Source organism: Sphaerimonospora sp. CA-214678, assembly GCF_050942215.1.
In the GTDB taxonomy this organism is placed as follows: Bacteria; Actinomycetota; Actinomycetes; order Streptosporangiales; family Streptosporangiaceae; genus Sphaerimonospora.
In genome coordinates, this window is the sequence record NZ_CP192056.1 from 1,057,631 (window position 1) to 1,074,713 (window position 17,083).

General features: G+C 67.4%; 17 protein-coding genes. 5 read left to right on the forward strand and 12 right to left on the reverse strand.

Features of this window, described 5'->3' with window-relative positions:
* Positions 1 to 15 precede the first annotated feature (15 nt).
* The 10 genes from ACQP1K_RS05025 to ACQP1K_RS05070 form a co-directional block, all read right to left on the reverse strand.
* Positions 16 to 492 (reverse strand): (2Fe-2S)-binding protein, encoded by a 477-nt coding sequence (locus tag ACQP1K_RS05025; RefSeq protein WP_433499690.1) that lies wholly within the window; start codon positions 490 to 492, stop codon positions 16 to 18.
* 170 nt (positions 493 to 662) lie between these two features.
* Entirely contained in the window at positions 663 to 1,115 is a 453-nt protein-coding gene (locus ACQP1K_RS05030) for a nuclear transport factor 2 family protein (protein ID WP_433499691.1), read from the reverse strand.
* Between the two features lie 40 nt (positions 1,116 to 1,155).
* Positions 1,156 to 2,037, reverse strand: a complete 882-nt coding sequence (locus ACQP1K_RS05035) for a pyridoxamine 5'-phosphate oxidase family protein (protein WP_433499692.1) — start codon at positions 2,035 to 2,037, stop codon at positions 1,156 to 1,158.
* A 41-nt stretch (positions 2,038 to 2,078) separates the two neighbouring features.
* Positions 2,079 to 2,522 carry a VOC family protein gene (locus ACQP1K_RS05040; RefSeq protein ID WP_433499693.1) on the reverse strand — a complete coding sequence of 148 codons (444 nt, stop codon included), beginning with the start codon at positions 2,520 to 2,522 and terminating at the stop codon, positions 2,079 to 2,081.
* A 199-nt stretch (positions 2,523 to 2,721) separates the two neighbouring features.
* Positions 2,722 to 3,312: a CGNR zinc finger domain-containing protein gene (locus tag ACQP1K_RS05045; protein ID WP_433499694.1), complete on the reverse strand. Its 591-nt coding sequence runs from the start codon at positions 3,310 to 3,312 to the stop codon at positions 2,722 to 2,724.
* Between the two features lie 85 nt (positions 3,313 to 3,397).
* On the reverse strand, positions 3,398 to 3,640 hold the full coding sequence (locus ACQP1K_RS05050) for a hypothetical protein (RefSeq protein ID WP_433499695.1): 243 nt from the start codon (positions 3,638 to 3,640) through the stop codon (positions 3,398 to 3,400).
* The gene (locus tag ACQP1K_RS05055) at positions 3,630 to 5,348 is read right to left on the reverse strand and encodes a PspC domain-containing protein (RefSeq protein ID WP_433499696.1); all 1,719 of its coding nucleotides are present in this window, start codon (positions 5,346 to 5,348) and stop codon (positions 3,630 to 3,632) included. The genes ACQP1K_RS05050 and ACQP1K_RS05055 overlap by 11 nt, the downstream gene beginning before the upstream one ends.
* Before the next feature lie 90 nt (positions 5,349 to 5,438).
* Entirely contained in the window at positions 5,439 to 6,362 is a 924-nt protein-coding gene (locus tag ACQP1K_RS05060) for a hypothetical protein (RefSeq protein ID WP_433499697.1), read from the reverse strand.
* A 21-nt stretch (positions 6,363 to 6,383) separates the two neighbouring features.
* Complete coding sequence (locus tag ACQP1K_RS05065) at positions 6,384 to 7,499, reverse strand: DUF3696 domain-containing protein (RefSeq protein WP_433499698.1); 1,116 nt, start codon at positions 7,497 to 7,499, stop codon at positions 6,384 to 6,386.
* Positions 7,492 to 8,670, reverse strand: a complete 1,179-nt coding sequence (locus ACQP1K_RS05070) for a DUF262 domain-containing protein (protein WP_433499699.1) — start codon at positions 8,668 to 8,670, stop codon at positions 7,492 to 7,494. Before ACQP1K_RS05070 ends, ACQP1K_RS05065 begins: the two co-directional genes overlap by 8 nt.
* A gap of 234 nt (positions 8,671 to 8,904) precedes the next feature.
* On the opposite strand from ACQP1K_RS05070, the gene ACQP1K_RS05075 reads away from it, so the two are divergent.
* The 4 genes from ACQP1K_RS05075 (at position 8,905) to ACQP1K_RS05090 (ending at position 12,606) form a co-directional block, all read left to right on the forward strand.
* Positions 8,905 to 10,104, forward strand: coding sequence for a PspC domain-containing protein (locus tag ACQP1K_RS05075; RefSeq protein ID WP_433499700.1), 1,200 nt, complete (start codon positions 8,905 to 8,907; stop codon positions 10,102 to 10,104).
* Positions 10,105 to 10,147: 43 nt separating this feature from the next.
* Positions 10,148 to 10,786 (forward strand): response regulator, encoded by a 639-nt coding sequence (locus ACQP1K_RS05080; protein WP_055482873.1) that lies wholly within the window; start codon positions 10,148 to 10,150, stop codon positions 10,784 to 10,786.
* A 183-nt stretch (positions 10,787 to 10,969) separates the two neighbouring features.
* The gene (locus ACQP1K_RS05085; protein WP_433499701.1) at positions 10,970 to 11,779 is read left to right on the forward strand and encodes a CPBP family glutamic-type intramembrane protease; all 810 of its coding nucleotides are present in this window, start codon (positions 10,970 to 10,972) and stop codon (positions 11,777 to 11,779) included.
* Positions 11,780 to 11,925: 146 nt separating this feature from the next.
* Positions 11,926 to 12,606, forward strand: a complete 681-nt coding sequence (locus tag ACQP1K_RS05090) for a neutral zinc metallopeptidase (protein ID WP_433499702.1) — start codon at positions 11,926 to 11,928, stop codon at positions 12,604 to 12,606.
* Between the two features lie 303 nt (positions 12,607 to 12,909).
* Here the strand turns inward: ACQP1K_RS05090 and ACQP1K_RS05095 are convergent, their stop codons facing one another.
* Positions 12,910 to 13,629 (reverse strand): PIG-L deacetylase family protein, encoded by a 720-nt coding sequence (locus tag ACQP1K_RS05095; protein ID WP_433499703.1) that lies wholly within the window; start codon positions 13,627 to 13,629, stop codon positions 12,910 to 12,912.
* Positions 13,630 to 13,764: 135 nt separating this feature from the next.
* Between ACQP1K_RS05095 and pcrA the strand changes: the two genes are divergently transcribed.
* On the forward strand, positions 13,765 to 16,053 hold the full coding sequence (pcrA, locus tag ACQP1K_RS05100) for a DNA helicase PcrA (RefSeq protein ID WP_433501487.1): 2,289 nt from the start codon (positions 13,765 to 13,767) through the stop codon (positions 16,051 to 16,053).
* A gap of 86 nt (positions 16,054 to 16,139) precedes the next feature.
* On the opposite strand, the gene ACQP1K_RS05105 is transcribed toward pcrA, so the two are convergent.
* Positions 16,140 to 16,985, reverse strand: coding sequence for a hypothetical protein (locus tag ACQP1K_RS05105; RefSeq protein WP_433499704.1), 846 nt, complete (start codon positions 16,983 to 16,985; stop codon positions 16,140 to 16,142).
* Between the last annotated feature and the right edge of the window lie 98 nt (positions 16,986 to 17,083).

Sequence of the window (17,083 nt, forward strand, 5' to 3'; positions counted from 1 at the left end):
CCGTATCCGTTTCGGTCACCGCGAGGTCACCCCCATCTCCTCGGCGCCTCGCCGTACGGCACGCACGATGTTGCAGTAGCCGGTGCACCGGCACAGGTTCCCCTCCAGGCCCTCGCGGATGGCCTCGTCGGAGGGGTCGGGGTCGTCGTTGAGCAGGTCGATCGCGGCCAGGATCATGCCGGGCGTGCAGTAGCCGCACTGGAGGGCGTGTTCCTCGTGGAAGGCCCGCTGCATGGGGTGCCAGTTCCCGTCGCTCGCCAGGCCCTCGATGGTGACGATCTCACTCTCGTCCGCCTGTACGGCGAGCACCGAGCAGCTCTTCACACTCTTGCCGTCCATGAGCACCGTGCACGACCCGCAGTTGCTGGTGTCGCAGCCGATCGGGGTGCCGGTCTTTCCCAATCGATCTCTCAGGAAGTGGACCAGGAGCGTTCGTGGTTCCACGTCTTCTTCGTAGGTGATGTCGTCGACCTTGACGGTGATCCGGGGCATGGCGTCCTCCCCAAGGCGGTGAGACCGGATATCAGCGAACGTACGCTCCACATCCGTTTGGTCAAGCCCCCCTCATCACTTGGACGTCAATTCGTCACACTCGTCAGCGGGTGCGTGAGGACTTACCCCGGTCCCGTCGTGTCAAGGACGGCGTGTCGCCGCGCCCGCCGTCACCGCAGCGGGAAGGAAACGCCGTGCTGGTCGGCGGGGCGGGGGCCGAAGATGCGCCGGTCCCGTTCGTCGATACGCACGTCGTTGATGCTCGCCTCCCGCCTGCGCATCAGCCCGTTCTCGTCGAACTCCCACAGTTCGTTGCCGTAACTGCGCCACCACTGTCCGTCGGAGTCGTGCCATTCGTACTGGAAGCGCACGGCGATGCGGTCGCTGGCGAAGGCCCAGAGTTCCTTGCGGAGCGCGTAGTCCAGTTCCTTGGCCCACTTGCGGGCGAGGAACCGCCGGATCTCGGCATGCCCGGAGACGAACTCGTCCCGATTGCGCCAGACGGAGTCGGGTGTGTAGGCGAGGGCGACCCGTTCGGGATCGCGGGTGTTCCAGGCGTCCTCGGCCGCCTGGACCTTGGCGCGGGCCGTCTCCTCGGTGAAGGGGGGCACTGATGACTTCATGTCGAAAACCTCTTCTCGTGTGTTCGCGGGGGAGTGGCGATCATGGAACCGGCGCCGGCGGGTTGAATTTGGAGCGATCCACGAACGTCCACCGGAACGGGCTGGCACCGGCCACCTGCAGGACCGAGTCCACCTCGAACTCGACGAGCCGCTCGGCGCCCGGCACGTTTCCGGGGTCCCACAGCACCCGTGCCCGGCCGGTCAGGTGGAGCGCGTCCCCGGTCTTCCAGTCGAGGAAGAGCAGCCCGGCCATCGGGTTGAGCTCCAGGTTGCCGAGCGTCATGTACATCAGGTTCCCCGCGTAGTCGGGGAAGATCAGTCGTCGTCCGTCGACGACCTGGACGAACCCGGGGTCGCCGCCCCGGTGCGACACGTCCGAGCCGAGCCCGTCGGCGTGGGTGGCGATGAAGAACGTGTCGGCGTCGCGGATCGACGTCTGCTGTTCGGCACTCAGGGCGGCGCCGACCTGGGCCGTTCGCGCCGTGCCCGGCACCTCCCCGCTCATCTCACGGCGCTGCAGGTATCTCGAGCAGTTCGCGTACACCTGATCGGTCAGCAACAGCAGTCGATCGCCGTCTCGGCGGGCTCGGCCGTTGGCGCGCATCCGCCGCCGGGTCATCGGCTCGATCGCCAGTGTCCCGAGGTCGTGCTCGGTGTCGAAGATCTCGGCGGGCGGCACCGTGGGCAACGCGCCGATCACGATCGTTCGTGCGCCGGAGGCGGCGACGAAGCCCGGCGGGCCGGTGAGCGCCGTCGCCCAGACGCGGCCGTCCCGGTCCGGGGTGCCGATGACGATCATGCGCTGGGCGCGCAGGAACTCCGCCGCCGCGGTGGGAATCTCGGCACGGACACGGGCCGAGCCATGCTCCGCCGGCCGCACGCCGGCCCGGCGCTGGAGCGCGACCTCGCCCGGATGCCACACAGGTCCTCCTTTCCGGTACGGCTCTGCCTTACCGGAATCGATCAGAAGAAGCCGCAGGTGGGGGCGTCGGCTACCGGGGCAGGGCGGTCGTCGGCCCCGCTGGGCGCGTAGATCTCCAGGCGGATGCCGTCGGGGTCCTCGAAGAACACGCCTCCGGAAGAGGCGCCCTCGCCGTGCGGCACGATTCCGTCGTGGTGGAGCGGGGCCCCGATCTCGCGGATGACGGCCTCCGCCCGGCGGACGGTCTCGATGTCCGGCGCCTCGAAGGACAGGTGGTGCAGGCCGGGCCGGGCGGAGGAGAAGGCGCCCTCGCTCTGCTGCCACAGGGTCAGTACAAGGTTTCCGTCACGACCGAGGAACGCGTAGCGGCGGCCCTCCTCGTGCGACTCGTCGAGCACCTCGAAGTCGAGGACCTTTCGGTAGAAGTCCACCGACCTGCCGAGGTCGATCACGTTGAGCCCGACATGACCGGTCTTCACAATCATGATCTCTCCCATAGGGCTGGATATAACGGATAGAACCGTTATCCACTGGCCCGTAATCTAACGGAAGGAAGGTGCAAAGTCCATTAGGAGGATGTGGTTACGGTCGGGCCGGAACAGGGCGTGACCCGCTCCCGCCGCGCCGCCGAGCCGTACGGCGAGCCGTACCGTGGGAAGACGCGGCGGCGCGGCGGGCGAGGCCTCAGCGGCTGCCGCTGTGCTGTCGGTAGTGCCGGGCCGCACGCGCACGATTGCCGCACGTCACCGAGCACCATTCCTGTCGCGGATGCTCCTTGACGAAATAGAGCACGCAGCGAGGTGCGGGGCAGGTCCGCAGCTTCTCGCGGTACGGCCCGGCGAGCAGTTCCATCGCCGAAGCGGCGAGCGCCGCCCTGATCCGCTCGGACTCCCCGGCGGGCACAGCGGGGACGACGTGGACGACGGGAACGTCGTCGGCCGGCCAGTCCAGCCTCGGTGTGACCGGCACCGCCATCGCCGTCGCGTTCACCAACTCGAGCGACGGACGGAAGGCGGGCAGCAGGTCGGCGTCGGCGGTGCTGGCGGGACCGGGGGAGACGGCTCGGGCGAACAGCGCGCGAACGGCCTGCCGGAGCTCGACGACCTCGGCCCGCAGGGTCTCCGTGGCGGTGAACGAGTCCGGATCGACTCCCAGCGCGGTGGCGTGCTCCCGGCCCCAGGCGGTCATTCCCGCGGCATCCGCCAGCGCGTCGGCCAGCCCGGACCGCCGCATGCGAAGCGTGCTGACGAACTCCAGGGCGAGCAGGGCGGACACACCACCTCAGTCTAGTGTGAGCCGGTCGGATCGCCCGTGAGAGCGATGTTCACAGCGATATGCGAGGTCGTCCGGGGCCCCGGAGTCAGTGCCGCAATATCTTGACGATGATGGCGACGAACGCGGCGAACCCCAGCCCGCCGATGAGCAGGGGAGCCATGACGACCGGATCGGGGATGGGGCCGTCCAGGTAGCGGATGCCGATGCCGATGAACAGCAGGCCGCTGAGCAGCGCCATCCAGTCGGTCCGGTGGACCAGGCGGGGGCGCTCGGCCTTCCGGTCGGGGAGCAGGGGCCGGTCATGCGTCATGAGCGGGTCAGGCGGCACGCCGCACCTCCACGTCCCCGACCCCGGCCTTCACATGGAGTTCGATCGTGGGCGCGTCGGACTCGCCGGTCGCCTCGGGCTCCAGGACCTGGTCGAACCGGACGTCGGTACCGTCCTCCACCTTGTGATCGATCTTCACCTCGCCCACCCGGGTGTATCCGTGCACCTCCACCCGCGCGGTCGGGGGCACGATCACCGTGAGCTGCCCGATCGACACCGACGCGTTGAACCTGATCCGGGCGCCGGACTGGAGAGCGAGGTCGCTCAGGTCGAGCCGGCCCTCGCCGATCCCGATCGTGTAGTCCGTCGTCGCCTGCGTGACCTCGACGGGATGCCAGGCGAAGCTGCCGACCTTCTTGGGGATCCCGTTCATCGTCGATCCCGCGATGAGGACGAGAGACACGATCGTGCCGGCGATGACGAGCGTCGCGCCCCGGCCGAACCATGTCGCGATGAGCAGGCCCGCGCCGATCGTGACGAGGACCGCCCCGCCGATCACCGGCAGACTGACCGAACCGGTGCCCGACTGCTGCACCGTAACCATGATCCCTCCAATGATCAGGGCGAGGCAGATGGTGAGTCCGCCGATGAAAGACTTGGGCCGCTTGACCTTCACCCGGGCCGGGGGCGGCGTGACCGGCCGGTACGGCCCGGGCGCCACCGGCGGGTGGGGCCGTCGCGGGGCGTAGGGGCCGTGCGGGGCGTACGGCTCGCCGCCGGCGTAGCCGTACGTGCCGGCGCGTGCCTCCCGCGCCAGATCCGACAGCCGCCGATAGCCGGAGGGCGCCGTGTTCTGGGGGCCGGCACCGGGGAACTCCGGTCCGATGTGACCGGATGCGGGGTGATCAGGGGCGGGACGATCCGGTGCGGGGCCGCCGGGGATCGGCGGAGTCCGGGTGGCCGACGCGCCGGCGGAGGCCGAAGGCGCGTCGGCGGATGCCGCTTCCCACCGCGGCGAGACGCCCGCGTCGTCGGTCCCGGTTCCGTCAGGCCCGATTCCGTCGGGCCCGGTTCCGGCGGAAACCCCTTCGGAAACGTGCGGGTTCTCCGGGACGTGGATGCCGGGAGCCTGGAAGCGGGCCGTTCCATCCGGCTGGTGCCGGGGCACCGCGTCGTACGGCTGCTCGGGAGGCACCGTGTCGTACGGCTGCTCCGGGAACGGCGGGGGGAACGTCGCGGTCGCGGGCATCGCGGTGGCCCGGCCCCCGGAGGGCCTCATGCCGCGCCGCCCGGTCGCCCGTTCCGGCATCGACTTGACCAGTGTTCGCAGGTCGACACCGCGTGCGTGTGCGGCGAGCAGCACGATGGCCAGCAGCGTGCCGATCACGATGGTGCCCCTGTTGACCCCACCGGACCCGACGTTGATGATCAGGCCGAGCGCGAAGACCGCCGCCATCAGCGCGAGCACGGTCTCGGCGTCGAACAGCCGATTGGTCCACTGCTCCAGATGGCCGGGCTGCCCGCCGGGCCGTCGCATCAGCAGGAACGCGGCGACGTACAGCAGGATGCCGGTGCCGGAGGCGAGGACCAGCACGGCGAACCCGACTCGGAACAGCACCGGGTCCATCCCGGTGAACCTGCCGAGGCCGGCGCACACCCCGGTGAGCATGCGGCCCGAGCCGTCGCGGCTCAGCACTTGCTCCGGCTCCGGTCCGGCGGCGGGATCCGGCCGGGGATCGGGGGCAGCGGTGGTCGGCGCTTCGGTCATGCTCCCATCCTGGCCGCGTCCACCACCTGCCTGCCATCGGGGTAACCCCTGACTCGTCCCCGACCCACAGGAAGCTGGATCAGGGGAGGTTCAAAGGCCGAGCTTCAGGCCGATGTACGCAACTCTGGCAGTGCGGTCCTCTGCCACTAGCCGAAAGTGGAGTCGACCCGCGCCCGGGGTGAATCTGGCGTGCCATTCGAAGACGCGGGAGACGCCATCGAGGTCTACGAACTGGCACAGCCGCTCGCGACCTTCGAACTCCTGGCTCACCTTCGTTCGCCACGAGGGCAAGGCGGCGTTTCCTTCGTTCCACTCCGCCACTGCGTCCTGCACTCTAAGCAGTAGCCCGGAAACAGAACGCACCCAATCTTGCCGCAGGCTCCGCAGATCGTCCTCCACTCGTGGCAGGAATGTCAGGTGCGGAAAGTGGAGCGACCTGTTTTCCCAGATGGCGACACCAGAGCCGAGGCCGTCCCGCCCTGTCTCTTGAACCCAGTTCTTGTGCAGCTCGATATGGCTTCGGGTGGCGGCATGGCGCACCTCGACTGTGTCCTCGTGTAGCGACACGCTCCCGTACTCGTCCTCCGCAAGCATCGTTCGGTCGGCTGTTACCCAGGGGCTGTCCCACTTCGTTTCGCTTGGCAGGCTGATTGCGAGACCTCCCAGCAGATGCGCCGTACCGATGCCTTCTGCGCGGTTGTCATCGTGTCGGTACTCGACATCGGAGTCCGCGTCGTCGGGGATGAGTGAACGGTAGGGGGCGCGGTTTTGGACGGCGCGGATAAGTCTCCAGCGGTCGCGGTTGGCGCCATCGGCGGCGATCCACTGCTGGATAGAGTAGCCAGGGGCGAGCTCCAACGACTTGAGTGGTACCGCCGTGACGAGAGCCGCGTCCCTCCGCCACCTGTGGATCGTCCGCACCAGGTCCACGAACTCAGCCATGGTCTTGTCGATCTGCTGTGGCGAAGCGGTAAGCGTAACCGACAGCTCGTTGAAGAACAACATGACAGGCACAGGGGGTTCCTTCCGGCCGGTTCAGTCGAGCAGTCGATCCAGGGAACGCTCCCACTCGTCGAAGAAACCCTCAGGCCAGTTGGAGAGCATCCCATCGGATCCAAGAGTGGGCGTGAGGATCTCTATCCCGTCGGTGCTTCTTCGGAAATAGTGGAGCACGACGTCTTCAGCGGAGAGCCTTCGCTCCTTCACTGACAGTCGGACACCATTGAGCACATGATCGCTGTGCGTTTCGACAACTAGTTGAGCTCCGGCTGCGGCGGCTGCGCACGTCAACATCGCCATCGCGGTCTGCCCGCGTGGATGCAGGTGTGCTTCGGGATTCTCCAGAAGCAGGAGGCTTCCCGGTTGCGCGGTGAGGCAGGCCACCACCACGGGAAGTACATACGTTAGCCCGAACCCCACATTCGTGGGCCGATAACGGTTGCTGGCTGACAAGCCGGCGGTGCCGAACCGAAAACTGAGGCGCACGGAATCGGTGCCCTCGATCGCGTCCGTTTGCAGGTTCACGCCTGGGCAGATCTCCTGCATCCACGCCTCGGTTTGGTCGAGCAGTCCGCGTGAACGAGACTGTGGATGGTGAAGACGCTTATCGGTGACCGGCTCGTCCTGAAAGTGCCGAAGGTAGTTCACGGTGTGTTCACCGCGGGAACCGAGGAAGCCCTGTCTTATGGCCACCTCATGAGAGCGTGGGTAGCTGACTGCAGGGGAAATACGGTCTGCGCGCAGGTACTGGAAACCCGTCCCGAACAACGATGTTGATCGAACCTCAACAGGACTATGAGATCGGTCCCTTATCTGTAGGAGATCGGCTTCCCGTTCGTAACCGACGGCCCAAGAACGCGACTCGTCACCGCACTGGAGAGTAAGTTCAATCCGTGGTTCGGCGTCGTCGACGGAGACATAGTTTTCGTGCAGGATGTCCTGCCCCACACCTAGTTCGACGAGGTCGCCGTTGAGTAGGAAGCCGCCTCCCTCCTCATCAAGGGTGCCATGAGACTGGCGCAGCAACGCCAGGGCCTGCAGCACTGTGGTCTTTCCGCTGGAGTTGAGTCCGGACAATAGAGTGTAGCGGCCGAATGTGATGTCGGCTGTGGCGAAGGCTTTGAAGTTGGTGATGCTGAGACGGTCAAGCATTTGCCGCCTCCGTTAGCATCGCGTCCACCCAGGCGAAGCGGAGACGCACTTTCCTGATGTCACCGGTACCCAATGAGATCGCTCGCTCAAAATCGGGGATGAGTATCAGTCGGGAAAGTCGCTCCAACACTCGATCACCGCATTTGCGTAGTATCGCGAGCTCTGTTTCAGAGCGCTGTGCCAAGTTGACAGCGACGGCTTCGAACAAGGCCTTGTTGATTGGAGAACGCCGACTCCGGTCCGGATAGTACTTGCGGAAGGCATATTCTCCGAAGATGTCCCGTGCGGCGTCCATGGCCCGGGCGAACTCCTGCTGCAGCTGTGCTACTCGCTCGGGTGCGAGCCTGTTCACCTCGTGCATCGCGTCACGGAGGAAGTCATCGAAGTCATGGCGTGCGTAGTCCGTGGGTTTGGAGAGCCGGAAGGCGATGAATCGCAGCGCCATCTCCCGGTCGTCCATGCGCTCGGGCGATACTGATCCCAGCGTGGCGCGCTGGTACGCCTCGGAGTTTGCGAGTTCCTGTAGCAGGGCACGTGCCGGTCCCGGGATCAGCGCATGACGCAACTCTTGGCGGGTCAGCGGCCGGCCTCCAGTATTGATCCGGGCAAAAATGTTAAACATCACCGGTTCGGGCGTGCCTTTTCGGATGAGGTGCACCACCACCTCGGTCTCAAGTAGCCGAGTCTGGAACCGGCCAGGCAATTCCGTAAACCGTCTGCCCTCGTAGTCGTCCCCAAGGTACTCCAAATTTTTGAGAACCAGCGGTGCCGCACCCACGCTTTCGGGATCGATGAAGCACGCGATCGTGGTGAGCCGCTGAACTCCGTCGACGATGATCCATCGCTCATCCCCTGCCTCTGCTGCGTAAAACGTCGGCAGCGGGATGCGTAGTAGCATCGACTCGATCAGTCGGCTCTGGGCCTGCTGTGTCCAGATGCCTGCGAACCGCTGGAAATCTGGTTGTAGATCGAGGACACGGCGCCGGATCCGAGAGAGCAGTAAGTCCACGGTTGGATTCCGTGTGGTGACGTCGATCTTCTCCGGATCGAAGGGTGCCTTGATGACCTCCTCATCGGAGGCTTCCCGTTCAACTCCAATGCTGAGGCCGGTCGAGTCCAGTTCAACCGCGATTTCCCGGTCGTGCTGGCGGCCTGATGGCTCATCGGGCATCGTCTCGCCGTTCCTCCAGCATCGCTGTACCTCGCTCGACGTCGGTCTTCGCAGCGCACTGCCTGTTGATGCAACAGTATCCCGACCATCGACCGCCCAAATGGGATCCTTCAAACACGTTGGTTGAAGGCGATGCCTGACGGACACCCCTGAGGTCGGGGTGAGGGGTCGGGGGCGGACCAGGGCGCCCCCTGATGCGAGGTGGGGCCCTGACGTGTGACGATGCTTGCCGAGATGTCTGAGATGCCTAACACGATGCCCAGCGCCCCGGAGGCGCACCACCCCAGGCTGGTCCGGCCGATGACCGGCCGGGTGATCGCCGGGGTGGCCCAGGGCGCCGCGGCCCAGCTCCGGCTCGACCCGGTGGTCATGCGGCTGGCTTTCGTGCTGCTCACCGTCGTCGACGGGCTCGGCTTCGTGGCCTACGCGGCGTTGTGGATGTTCACGCCGAAGGAGCAGCTCAGGGGACGCATGCCCGGCCGGGACTGGGGGCAGCTCGCGGCGTACGCCGTGCTGTGGCTGGTGCTGGCGGCCTTCGGCTGGCTGACCGGCGCGCCCAGCGGAGGGTACGGCACCTGGCCGCTGGCCATCGGCGGCGTCGGCGCATTGATCTTGTGGCAGCAGGCCGATCCGGACCGGCGGCAGCGGTGGATGAGCGGCGCCGTCAAGCAGGTCAACGCGACCTGGGTCCGTACGGGCATCGGGGCGCTGCTGGTCGTCGGGGGGGCGATCGGCTTCCTCGCCGCGAGCGGCGAGCTGGCCAAGGCCAGCACCGGCCTCGTCTTCACCGCCGTCGTCGTCGGCGGCATTCTGATGATCGCCGCACCGTGGCTCGCCTCCCTCATCCAGGAGCTCCAGCGGGAGCGCACCGAGCGCATCAGACAGGAGGAACGGGCCGAGATGGCCGCCCACGTGCACGACTCGGTCCTCCACACGCTGACGCTGATCCAGCGGAACGCGCACGATTCGCGCGAGGTGACACGCCTCGCCCGGTCGCAGGAGCGTGAGCTGCGCAACTGGCTCTACCAGCCCAAGCAGGACGCCGACGCCACGCTCGCCGCTGCCGTACGGAGAGTCGCGGCGGAGGAGGAGGACGCCCACGGCGTGCATATCGAGGTGGTCTGCGTGGGCGACTGCGAGCTGACCGAGGGCCTGGCGGCCTTGCTCCACGCGGCGCGGCAGGCGATGGTGAATGCGGCGAAATACAGTGAAGTTTCGGTCATTTCCGTCTATGCCGAGGTGGAGCCCGGGGAGGTGACGGTGTTCATCAGGGACCGCGGCAAGGGCTTCGTGCTCGACGACGTGCCGGAGGACCGGATGGGCATCCGGCAGTCGATCATCGGCAGGATGGAGCGGAACGGCGGCAGCGCCCGGATCAGGACCGAGCCCGGTGACGGGACCGAGGTCATGCTGACCATGAAGAGGAACCCGTGACCTCGGCGTCACGGTGACGAGTCACGGTGATGATGAGGGAGTAATGAAGACCATTCGTGTGCTGATCGTCGACGATCACCGGCTGTTCCGGTCCGGGGTGCGCGCCGAGTTGGGGCCGTCGATCCAGGTGGTCGGCGAGGCGGAGGACGTGGATTCGGCGGTGCCGGCGATCGCCGAGCTGGCGCCCGATGTGGTGCTGCTGGACGTGCACATGCCGGGCGGTGGCGGCCAGGAGGTGCTGCGGCGGGTGCTCGGCTCGGGCTCCCAGGTCCGCTTCCTCGCGCTGTCGGTGTCGGACGCCGCCGAGGATGTGATCGGGGTCATCCGGGGTGGGGCCAGGGGTTATGTCACGAAGACCATCAGCGGAGCCGAGCTGACCGACGCGATCATCCGGGTCTCCGAGGGAGACGCGGTCTTCTCCCCGCGGCTGGCCGGCTTCGTGCTCGACGCGTTCGCCTCGACCGAGGCGCCGCCCATCGATCCTGAACTCGACTCGCTCACGCAGCGGGAACGCGAGGTGCTGCGGCTCATCGCGCGCGGCTACGCGTACAAGGAGATCGCCAAGGAGCTGTTCATCTCGGTGAAGACGGTCGAGACCCACGTGTCGAGCGTGCTGCGCAAGTTGCAGCTCTCCAACCGGCACGAGCTGTCACGCTGGGCCACGGCACGGCGTCTCGTCTGAACGGGTCTGTTTGCCGTTCGGGTTGCCCGACCCGGCTGCGGGGTCGGGCGCCTGATACGGAAAGATTCGTCAGCGAGAGCGTCCGAACGAACCGATAAGCGGATGAAACGCCTTCGTCAAGATTCGAAAAGGGCGTCGATGCCTGCCGGGCGGCTACATGACATCGGTCATGGAGGAGTGCGGGTGAGGCGTACGGATCCGGTCGCGTGCTCCATCGGGCTGCTCGCGGCCGCGAACGTGCTGAACAACCGGATCGCCAGACGCTGGGCGCCGCTGACGTCGGCCGTCACGACCGCCGCCCTGATCGGCCTGGCCCGGGGCGAGGGCCTGAGCCTGCGGGAACTGGGCATCGGAGCTGAGGACCTCGGGTCACGGGGGCGTGGCGCACGCCTCGGCGGCGCGCTCGCGGCCGGGGTGGCCGCGGTCTATACGGCCGGGGTCGCACTGCCCCGGACCAGGCCGCTGTTCCTGGATGATCGGGCGCTCGCGCTCTCGCACGGACGTTTGGCCGAGGAGATCCTGCTCCAGGTGCCGGTGGGGACTGTGCTGCTGGAGGAGGTCGCCTTCCGCGGCGTCCTGCCCGCGCTGCTCACGTCGTGCGGGATTGCCGGTCGGCCGCTGTCGTCACCCGCGGCCGCCGCCGCATCGGCCGCGCTCTTCGGGCTGTGGCACGTGCTGCCCGCGATCGACATGGCGTGCGCCAATCCGGCGCTGGGCCGCGTCGCCTCGGCGGAGCCCCCGGCCGCGCCGGGAACGGCGCCGCGGGGCGCCGTACGACTGGTCGCGGGAACCGTCGTCTCGACGGCGGTCGCCGGGTCGCTCTTCCACGAACTGTGCCGCCGCGGCGGGCTGATCGCGCCGTCGCTGCTCCACCTCGCCATGAACTCGCTCGGATACGTCGCGGCCCGGTTGGCCAGGAGGATCGAGGAGAGGACGGACAAGCTCTCCGAAAGGAACGAGCGGCAGCGGGGCCTGCCGCCCGGCCTCGCCTGAGGCGTTCCGGTAGGCGCCGTTGACGGTAAATCATGATATTTGCTGAGAAGCCATCGTAATAAGGGGTTTCGGATGGAACTCCGATACACAATTCGGCCGTGTCTGTTCGCAGAATCTTCACTCGGTCCCTGGCATCGACCGCTGTCGTGACGGCTCTCCTTTACGGAAGCCACTCGCCGGACTCCTCCGGCACAGACCACTCGATCGACTCCTCCATCACTCTCGTGTCCAGTGAGAGCGCCACCACCGTGACACGTTGGTGCTACGACCGAGGCGACACCTTCACCAGCGATATTCGGCTGGCCCGTTGCCTGACCGAGCAGTTCTGGACCAGGCAGTTCAATGCGTGGGGCCTGCGCTACCAGCGGATCCGGAGCTTCAAGGCCTATGTCGGCACGCGCGGCCCGCGGTGCTATGGCGAGGCATCGAGCCCCGACAACGCGTTCTACTGTCCGGAGAGCCACATCATCGCCTACGACCAGAACTACATGCGCAGGATGTACAAGAAAATCGGTGACGGCGTCATGTACATGGTCATCCCACACGAGTTCGCGCATTCCGTACAGGCCCAGCTGGGGCTGCGCTACCAGTACACGGTTCAGCAGGAACTTCAGGCCGACTGCATGGCGGGTGCGACCCTCGCGGCCGTGGTCAGGGCGGGGCAGGTTCAGCTGGAGCCGGGAGACTTGCAGGAGATCATCGCCAACTTCGAGGAGATCGGAGACCCGGACGACGCCTGGTGGGAGCCGGGTAAGCACGGTAGGCCCGACGTCCGGGCCAGCCACTATGCGAAGGGCTACCAGCGGGGTATGAACGCCTGCTTCTAGTGCCGCGACCGCCGAGGTCTGCCCCGGAGGAGCTGTGTCCAGGGTGGTGCATTGCAAGGCGGAGGAGGAGTTCGTAGCGGAGTGCGATCACCCCGGGCCCCGGAAGGAATCCGAGCTCGCGAGGAATGCTCGTGGGTGGGGCGACAACGCTGCGAGGTGCCACCCCGGGCGACGCGACAGGGCGAACCTTGGCGGGAGGGGCACCAGGCAGAGAGTCGGTCAGGTAACCGCCATCCGGGGGGCAGGGAGCGGAGCGGGAGGCAGCGAGGACCGCAGGTGCCACGACGCCGGATCACCTGCGGATCACGCGGTCACGACAACCTGGAAGGCCTCGGCGTAGGTGCCCTCGGGGAAACCGGCGGCGGCCGCGTTCTCGGCGAGCCACCCCTTCACCATGCCCTCCAGGTCGTCCATGTGCCCCGTCTGGCTCTCGTGCGCGCGCAGTGCGGCGATCTTGCGGTCGACGGTCGCCGTGACGTCCACGAAGTGGTCGGGGGTCATCGTGCCGGACAGCCACACCTCGCGCACGGTCCACGCCGCCAGGCCCTCGTCGGCCAGCAGTTCGGGGAAGGCGTACGGGTTGCGTGCGTCGGGGTAGACCGCGTCGAGGGTGGCGCCGCCGACCGCCCGGTGGTCGGGGTGGCTCGGGCCGAGACGGACGTAGTTGCGCTCGGGGGTGGAGGTGATGACGAGGTCGGGCCGCACCTGCCGGATCACCCGGGCGATGTCGCGGCGCAGTCCGAGGGTCTGCTCGACCATCCCGTCCCGGTAGCCGAGGAAACGGAGATCGGTGACGCCGACGCATTTGGCCGCGGCCGTCTGCTCGGCGCGGCGGAGCGCGGCCATGCCGCCGCTGTCGAACTCCCGGTCGAAGCCGCCCGCGTCGCCGTCGGTGACCAGGCAGTAGGCGACCTCCTTGCCTGCGTCGACGAGCTTGGCGATCGTGCCGGCGCCGCCGAAATCGATGTCGTCGGGGTGCGCCATGACCACGAGCACCCGGTTGAGCCCAGCCTCGTCCAGCATCTGCCGTCCTCCTCGTCTCGGCCATTCACCTTAAACGGGAAACAAAGGGATCGGGCGGACCGGAGGGCGCCGAATGTCGGTGGACCGCCTTACCCTGTTGACGTGTCCAGCCGAGCCGATGCCGCCACCCACCCCTTGCTCGACGGCCTCAACGAGCAGCAGCGCGAGGCCGTCCTCCACCGGGGCAGTCCTTTGTTGATCGTCGCCGGAGCCGGATCCGGCAAGACGCGGGTGCTGACCCACCGCATCGCGTATCTGCTGGCCGAGCGCGACGTCCGGCCGGGGGAGATCCTCGCGATCACCTTCACGAACAAGGCGGCCCGGGAGATGAAGGACCGGGTCGAGCGGCTGGTGGGGCCGCGCTCGCGGGCCATGTGGGTGATGACCTTCCACAGCGCCTGCGTGCGCATCCTGCGGCGTGAGGCCAAGCGGCTGGGGTTCGCCTCGAGCTTCTCGATCTACGATCAGGCCGATTCCCAGCGGCTCATGGCGATGGTCTGCCGCGAGCTCGACCTCGATCCCAAGCGTTATCCGCCGCGTTCGTTCTCCGCCCAGGTCAGCAACTTCAAGAACGAGCTGATCGACTACGAGACGGCGGCCGAGCGTGCCGGGACGCATCTGGAGCGCATGCTGGCCGAGGCGTACCGGACCTACCAGCGGCGGCTGACCGAGGCCGGCGCGATGGACTTCGACGACCTGATCATGCTGACGGTCACGCTGTTCCAGCTCTTCCCCGAGGTGGCCGAGCACTACCGGCGGCGGTTCCGGCACGTGCTGGTCGACGAGTACCAGGACACCAACCACGCGCAGTACGAGCTGGTCCGCGAGCTGGTGGGACGGCCGGATCTGAAGACGGCCGACGGCGACGTGGTGCGGGAGGGCACCGGCGTCGAGCCGGCCGAGCTGGTGGTGGTCGGCGACGCCGACCAGTCGATCTACGCCTTCCGCGGGGCGACGATACGCAACATCCTCGAGTTCGAGCGGGACTATCCGGCCGCGCGGACGATTCTGCTGGAGCAGAACTACCGGTCAACGCAGACGATCCTCAACGCGGCGAACGCGGTGATCTCCCGCAACGAGAGCCGCAAGCCCAAGAATCTGTGGTCCGACCAGGGCGCCGGGCCGAAGATCATCGGTTATGTGGCGGACAACGAGCACGACGAGGCGATGTTCGTCGCCCAGGAGGTCGACCGGCTCGCCGACGAGCATGGGATCACGCCAGGTCAGGTCGCGGTCTTCTATCGGACGAACGCCGCCTCCCGGGTATTCGAGGAGATCTTCATCCGCACCGGCCTGCCGTACAAGGTCGTCGGCGGGGTGCGGTTCTACGAGCGCAGGGAGGTCAAGGACCTGCTGGCCTATCTGCGGGTCATGGCCAACCCGAACGACACGGTGTCGCTGCGGCGCATTCTCAACGTGCCCAAGCGCGGCATCGGGGAGCGGGCCGAGGCGATGGTCGAGGCGTTCGCGAACCGGGAGCGGATCAGCTTCTGGGCGGGGCTGCTGCGGGTGGACGAGGCGCCCGGCCTGGCCACCCGGTCGATCAACGCGATCAAGGAGTTCACGGCGCTGCTCGATCATCTGCGCAGCCGGGAGCTGTCACCGGCCGAGCTCGCCGAGGAGGTGCTCGACGCCACCGGCTACCGCGCCGAGCTGGAGGGCTCCCGCGATCCGCAGGACGAGAGCCGCCTGGAGAACCTCAACGAGCTGATCTCGGTGGCGGCCGAGTTCGGCGAGGCGAACCCGGACGGCACGCTGGTCGACTTCCTGGAACAGGTCGCGCTGGTCGCCGACGCCGACCAGATTCCGGGAGGGTCAGCGGGGGTCGTCCCTCCGAGCGACCGCGCCCCCGAAGGGGACGACCACGGCGGCGTCGTGACCCTGATGACCCTGCACACCGCGAAGGGCCTGGAGTTCCCCGTGGTGTTCCTCACCGGGATGGAGGACGGGGTCTTCCCCCACATGCGCTCGATGGGCGACCTGAAGGAGCTGGAGGAGGAGCGGCGCCTGGCCTATGTCGGCATCACCCGGGCCGAGCAGCGGCTCTACCTGTCCCGGGCCGCCGTCCGGTCCTCCTGGGGCTCGCCCTCGTTCAACCCCGCCTCGCGGTTCCTGACGGAGGTCCCCGGCGATCTCGTCGAGTGGCGTACGGATCCGGCCAAGGACGCCAGATCGGCCGCCGTGTCCCGGGACGGCGTGGGCGGGGTCGCCCGCCCGTCCCGTACGGCCTCCGCGCCGGGGAAGAAGGGCGCGGGCAACGTTCCGAACCTGACCCCGGGGGACCGGGTCACCCATGACGCCTTCGGCCTGGGCACGGTGATCAGCGTCGACGGCGTGGGGCCCCGCGCCCAAGCGAAGATCGACTTTGGTGGCGCGGGCGAGAAGACGCTGCTCCTCGCCTACGCCCCGATCGAGAAGCTCTAGACCGGTGCTCCAGAGAACGGACGCGGCGTCCGGCGGAGGCGAGGCCGTCCGCCGGACGCCGCTGAGAGCGGATCGCTCTCGGACTCTCAGTGGCCGAGCCCCCGGTTCAGGTCGAAGATCTGCGGCGTCTGCGGGACCTCGCCGTCGGTGTCGGAAAGGTCGGTCACCTGGTCGGCCGGCGGCGGGGTGACCTTTATCTTCTTGCCCCAGCCGGTGAACCTGGCGTCGCTGGTGAGCGCCATCTGGATGCTCGTTTTCTTGATCTTCACCGTCTCGCGGGTCGAGGTGGTGATGCGGCGGACGAGGTTGTCCGTGCCCAGCCAGAGCTTCCAGCTGACCCGCGACGCCCTCTCCTTGGCGCTCATGCCGTTCAGCTGCTTCCTCGTCGTCGGCGATGCCGACAGAAGCTGCTTCATCGTGATCGTGCCGCGGTAGAGGGTGGTCTTGGCGCCGCCGACGACGCCGCCCCTGCCCGTCGCCCTGGTGGTCGAGAGGACCGTCCGGAGCGTGTTCGGGTCGAGGGGGTTGATGAGGAAGCTGCCGGAAAGCTCACGAGCCGGGTCGCCGCCCGGTGAGCGAAGCCAGGTCTTTCCCTCGGGCAGGAAGGCGTCGAACAGGTGGCCGGACGAGTAGGTCGTCTTCTTGACGGTGATCGTACGGATCGGTTCGTCTATGCCCTCCAGCTCCTCGTCGTCGTCGAGGAGGCCACCCCAGTCGGCCTTCAGGGTGATATCGGACGCGGTGACGCCGGTGCGGCCGAATCCGACGGTGCCCTTGCTCCGCAGCTTGACCGAGGCCAGGCCACCCATGTCGATCTTGCTGACCGACGTGAAACGCACGCCGTGGCCGGTGACGAACTGCTTCTTCAGCGCGATGACCGGCTTGGCGGCGGGAGCTTGCGCATATGCGGGCGTGGCCAGCGCGGGAGTCACCACGCTGACGGTAGCCGTACATGCCAAAGTGGCGATAAATCGCCTCATAAGTCGTTCCTCCCGAAATGCATCCCCATCTATCGATGGGTGACCGGGAT

Excerpts from the sequence above, each read along its gene's own strand:
- ACQP1K_RS05070 (WP_433499699.1), bottom strand. The coding sequence starts at position 8,670 with ATGCCCGATGAGCCATCAGGCCGCCAGCACGACCGGGAAATCGCGGTT.
- ACQP1K_RS05065 (WP_433499698.1), bottom strand. The coding sequence starts at position 7,499 with ATGCTTGACCGTCTCAGCATCACCAACTTCAAAGCCTTCGCCACAGCC.
- ACQP1K_RS05095 (WP_433499703.1), bottom strand. The coding sequence starts at position 13,629 with ATGCTGGACGAGGCTGGGCTCAACCGGGTGCTCGTGGTCATGGCGCAC.
- ACQP1K_RS05030 (WP_433499691.1), bottom strand. The coding sequence starts at position 1,115 with ATGAAGTCATCAGTGCCCCCCTTCACCGAGGAGACGGCCCGCGCCAAG.
- ACQP1K_RS05055 (WP_433499696.1), bottom strand. The coding sequence starts at position 5,348 with ATGACCGAAGCGCCGACCACCGCTGCCCCCGATCCCCGGCCGGATCCC.
- ACQP1K_RS05075 (WP_433499700.1), top strand. The coding sequence starts at position 8,905 with ATGTCTGAGATGCCTAACACGATGCCCAGCGCCCCGGAGGCGCACCAC.
- ACQP1K_RS05040 (WP_433499693.1), bottom strand. The coding sequence starts at position 2,522 with ATGATTGTGAAGACCGGTCATGTCGGGCTCAACGTGATCGACCTCGGC.
- ACQP1K_RS05080 (WP_055482873.1), top strand. The coding sequence starts at position 10,148 with ATGAAGACCATTCGTGTGCTGATCGTCGACGATCACCGGCTGTTCCGG.
- ACQP1K_RS05025 (WP_433499690.1), bottom strand. The coding sequence starts at position 492 with ATGCCCCGGATCACCGTCAAGGTCGACGACATCACCTACGAAGAAGAC.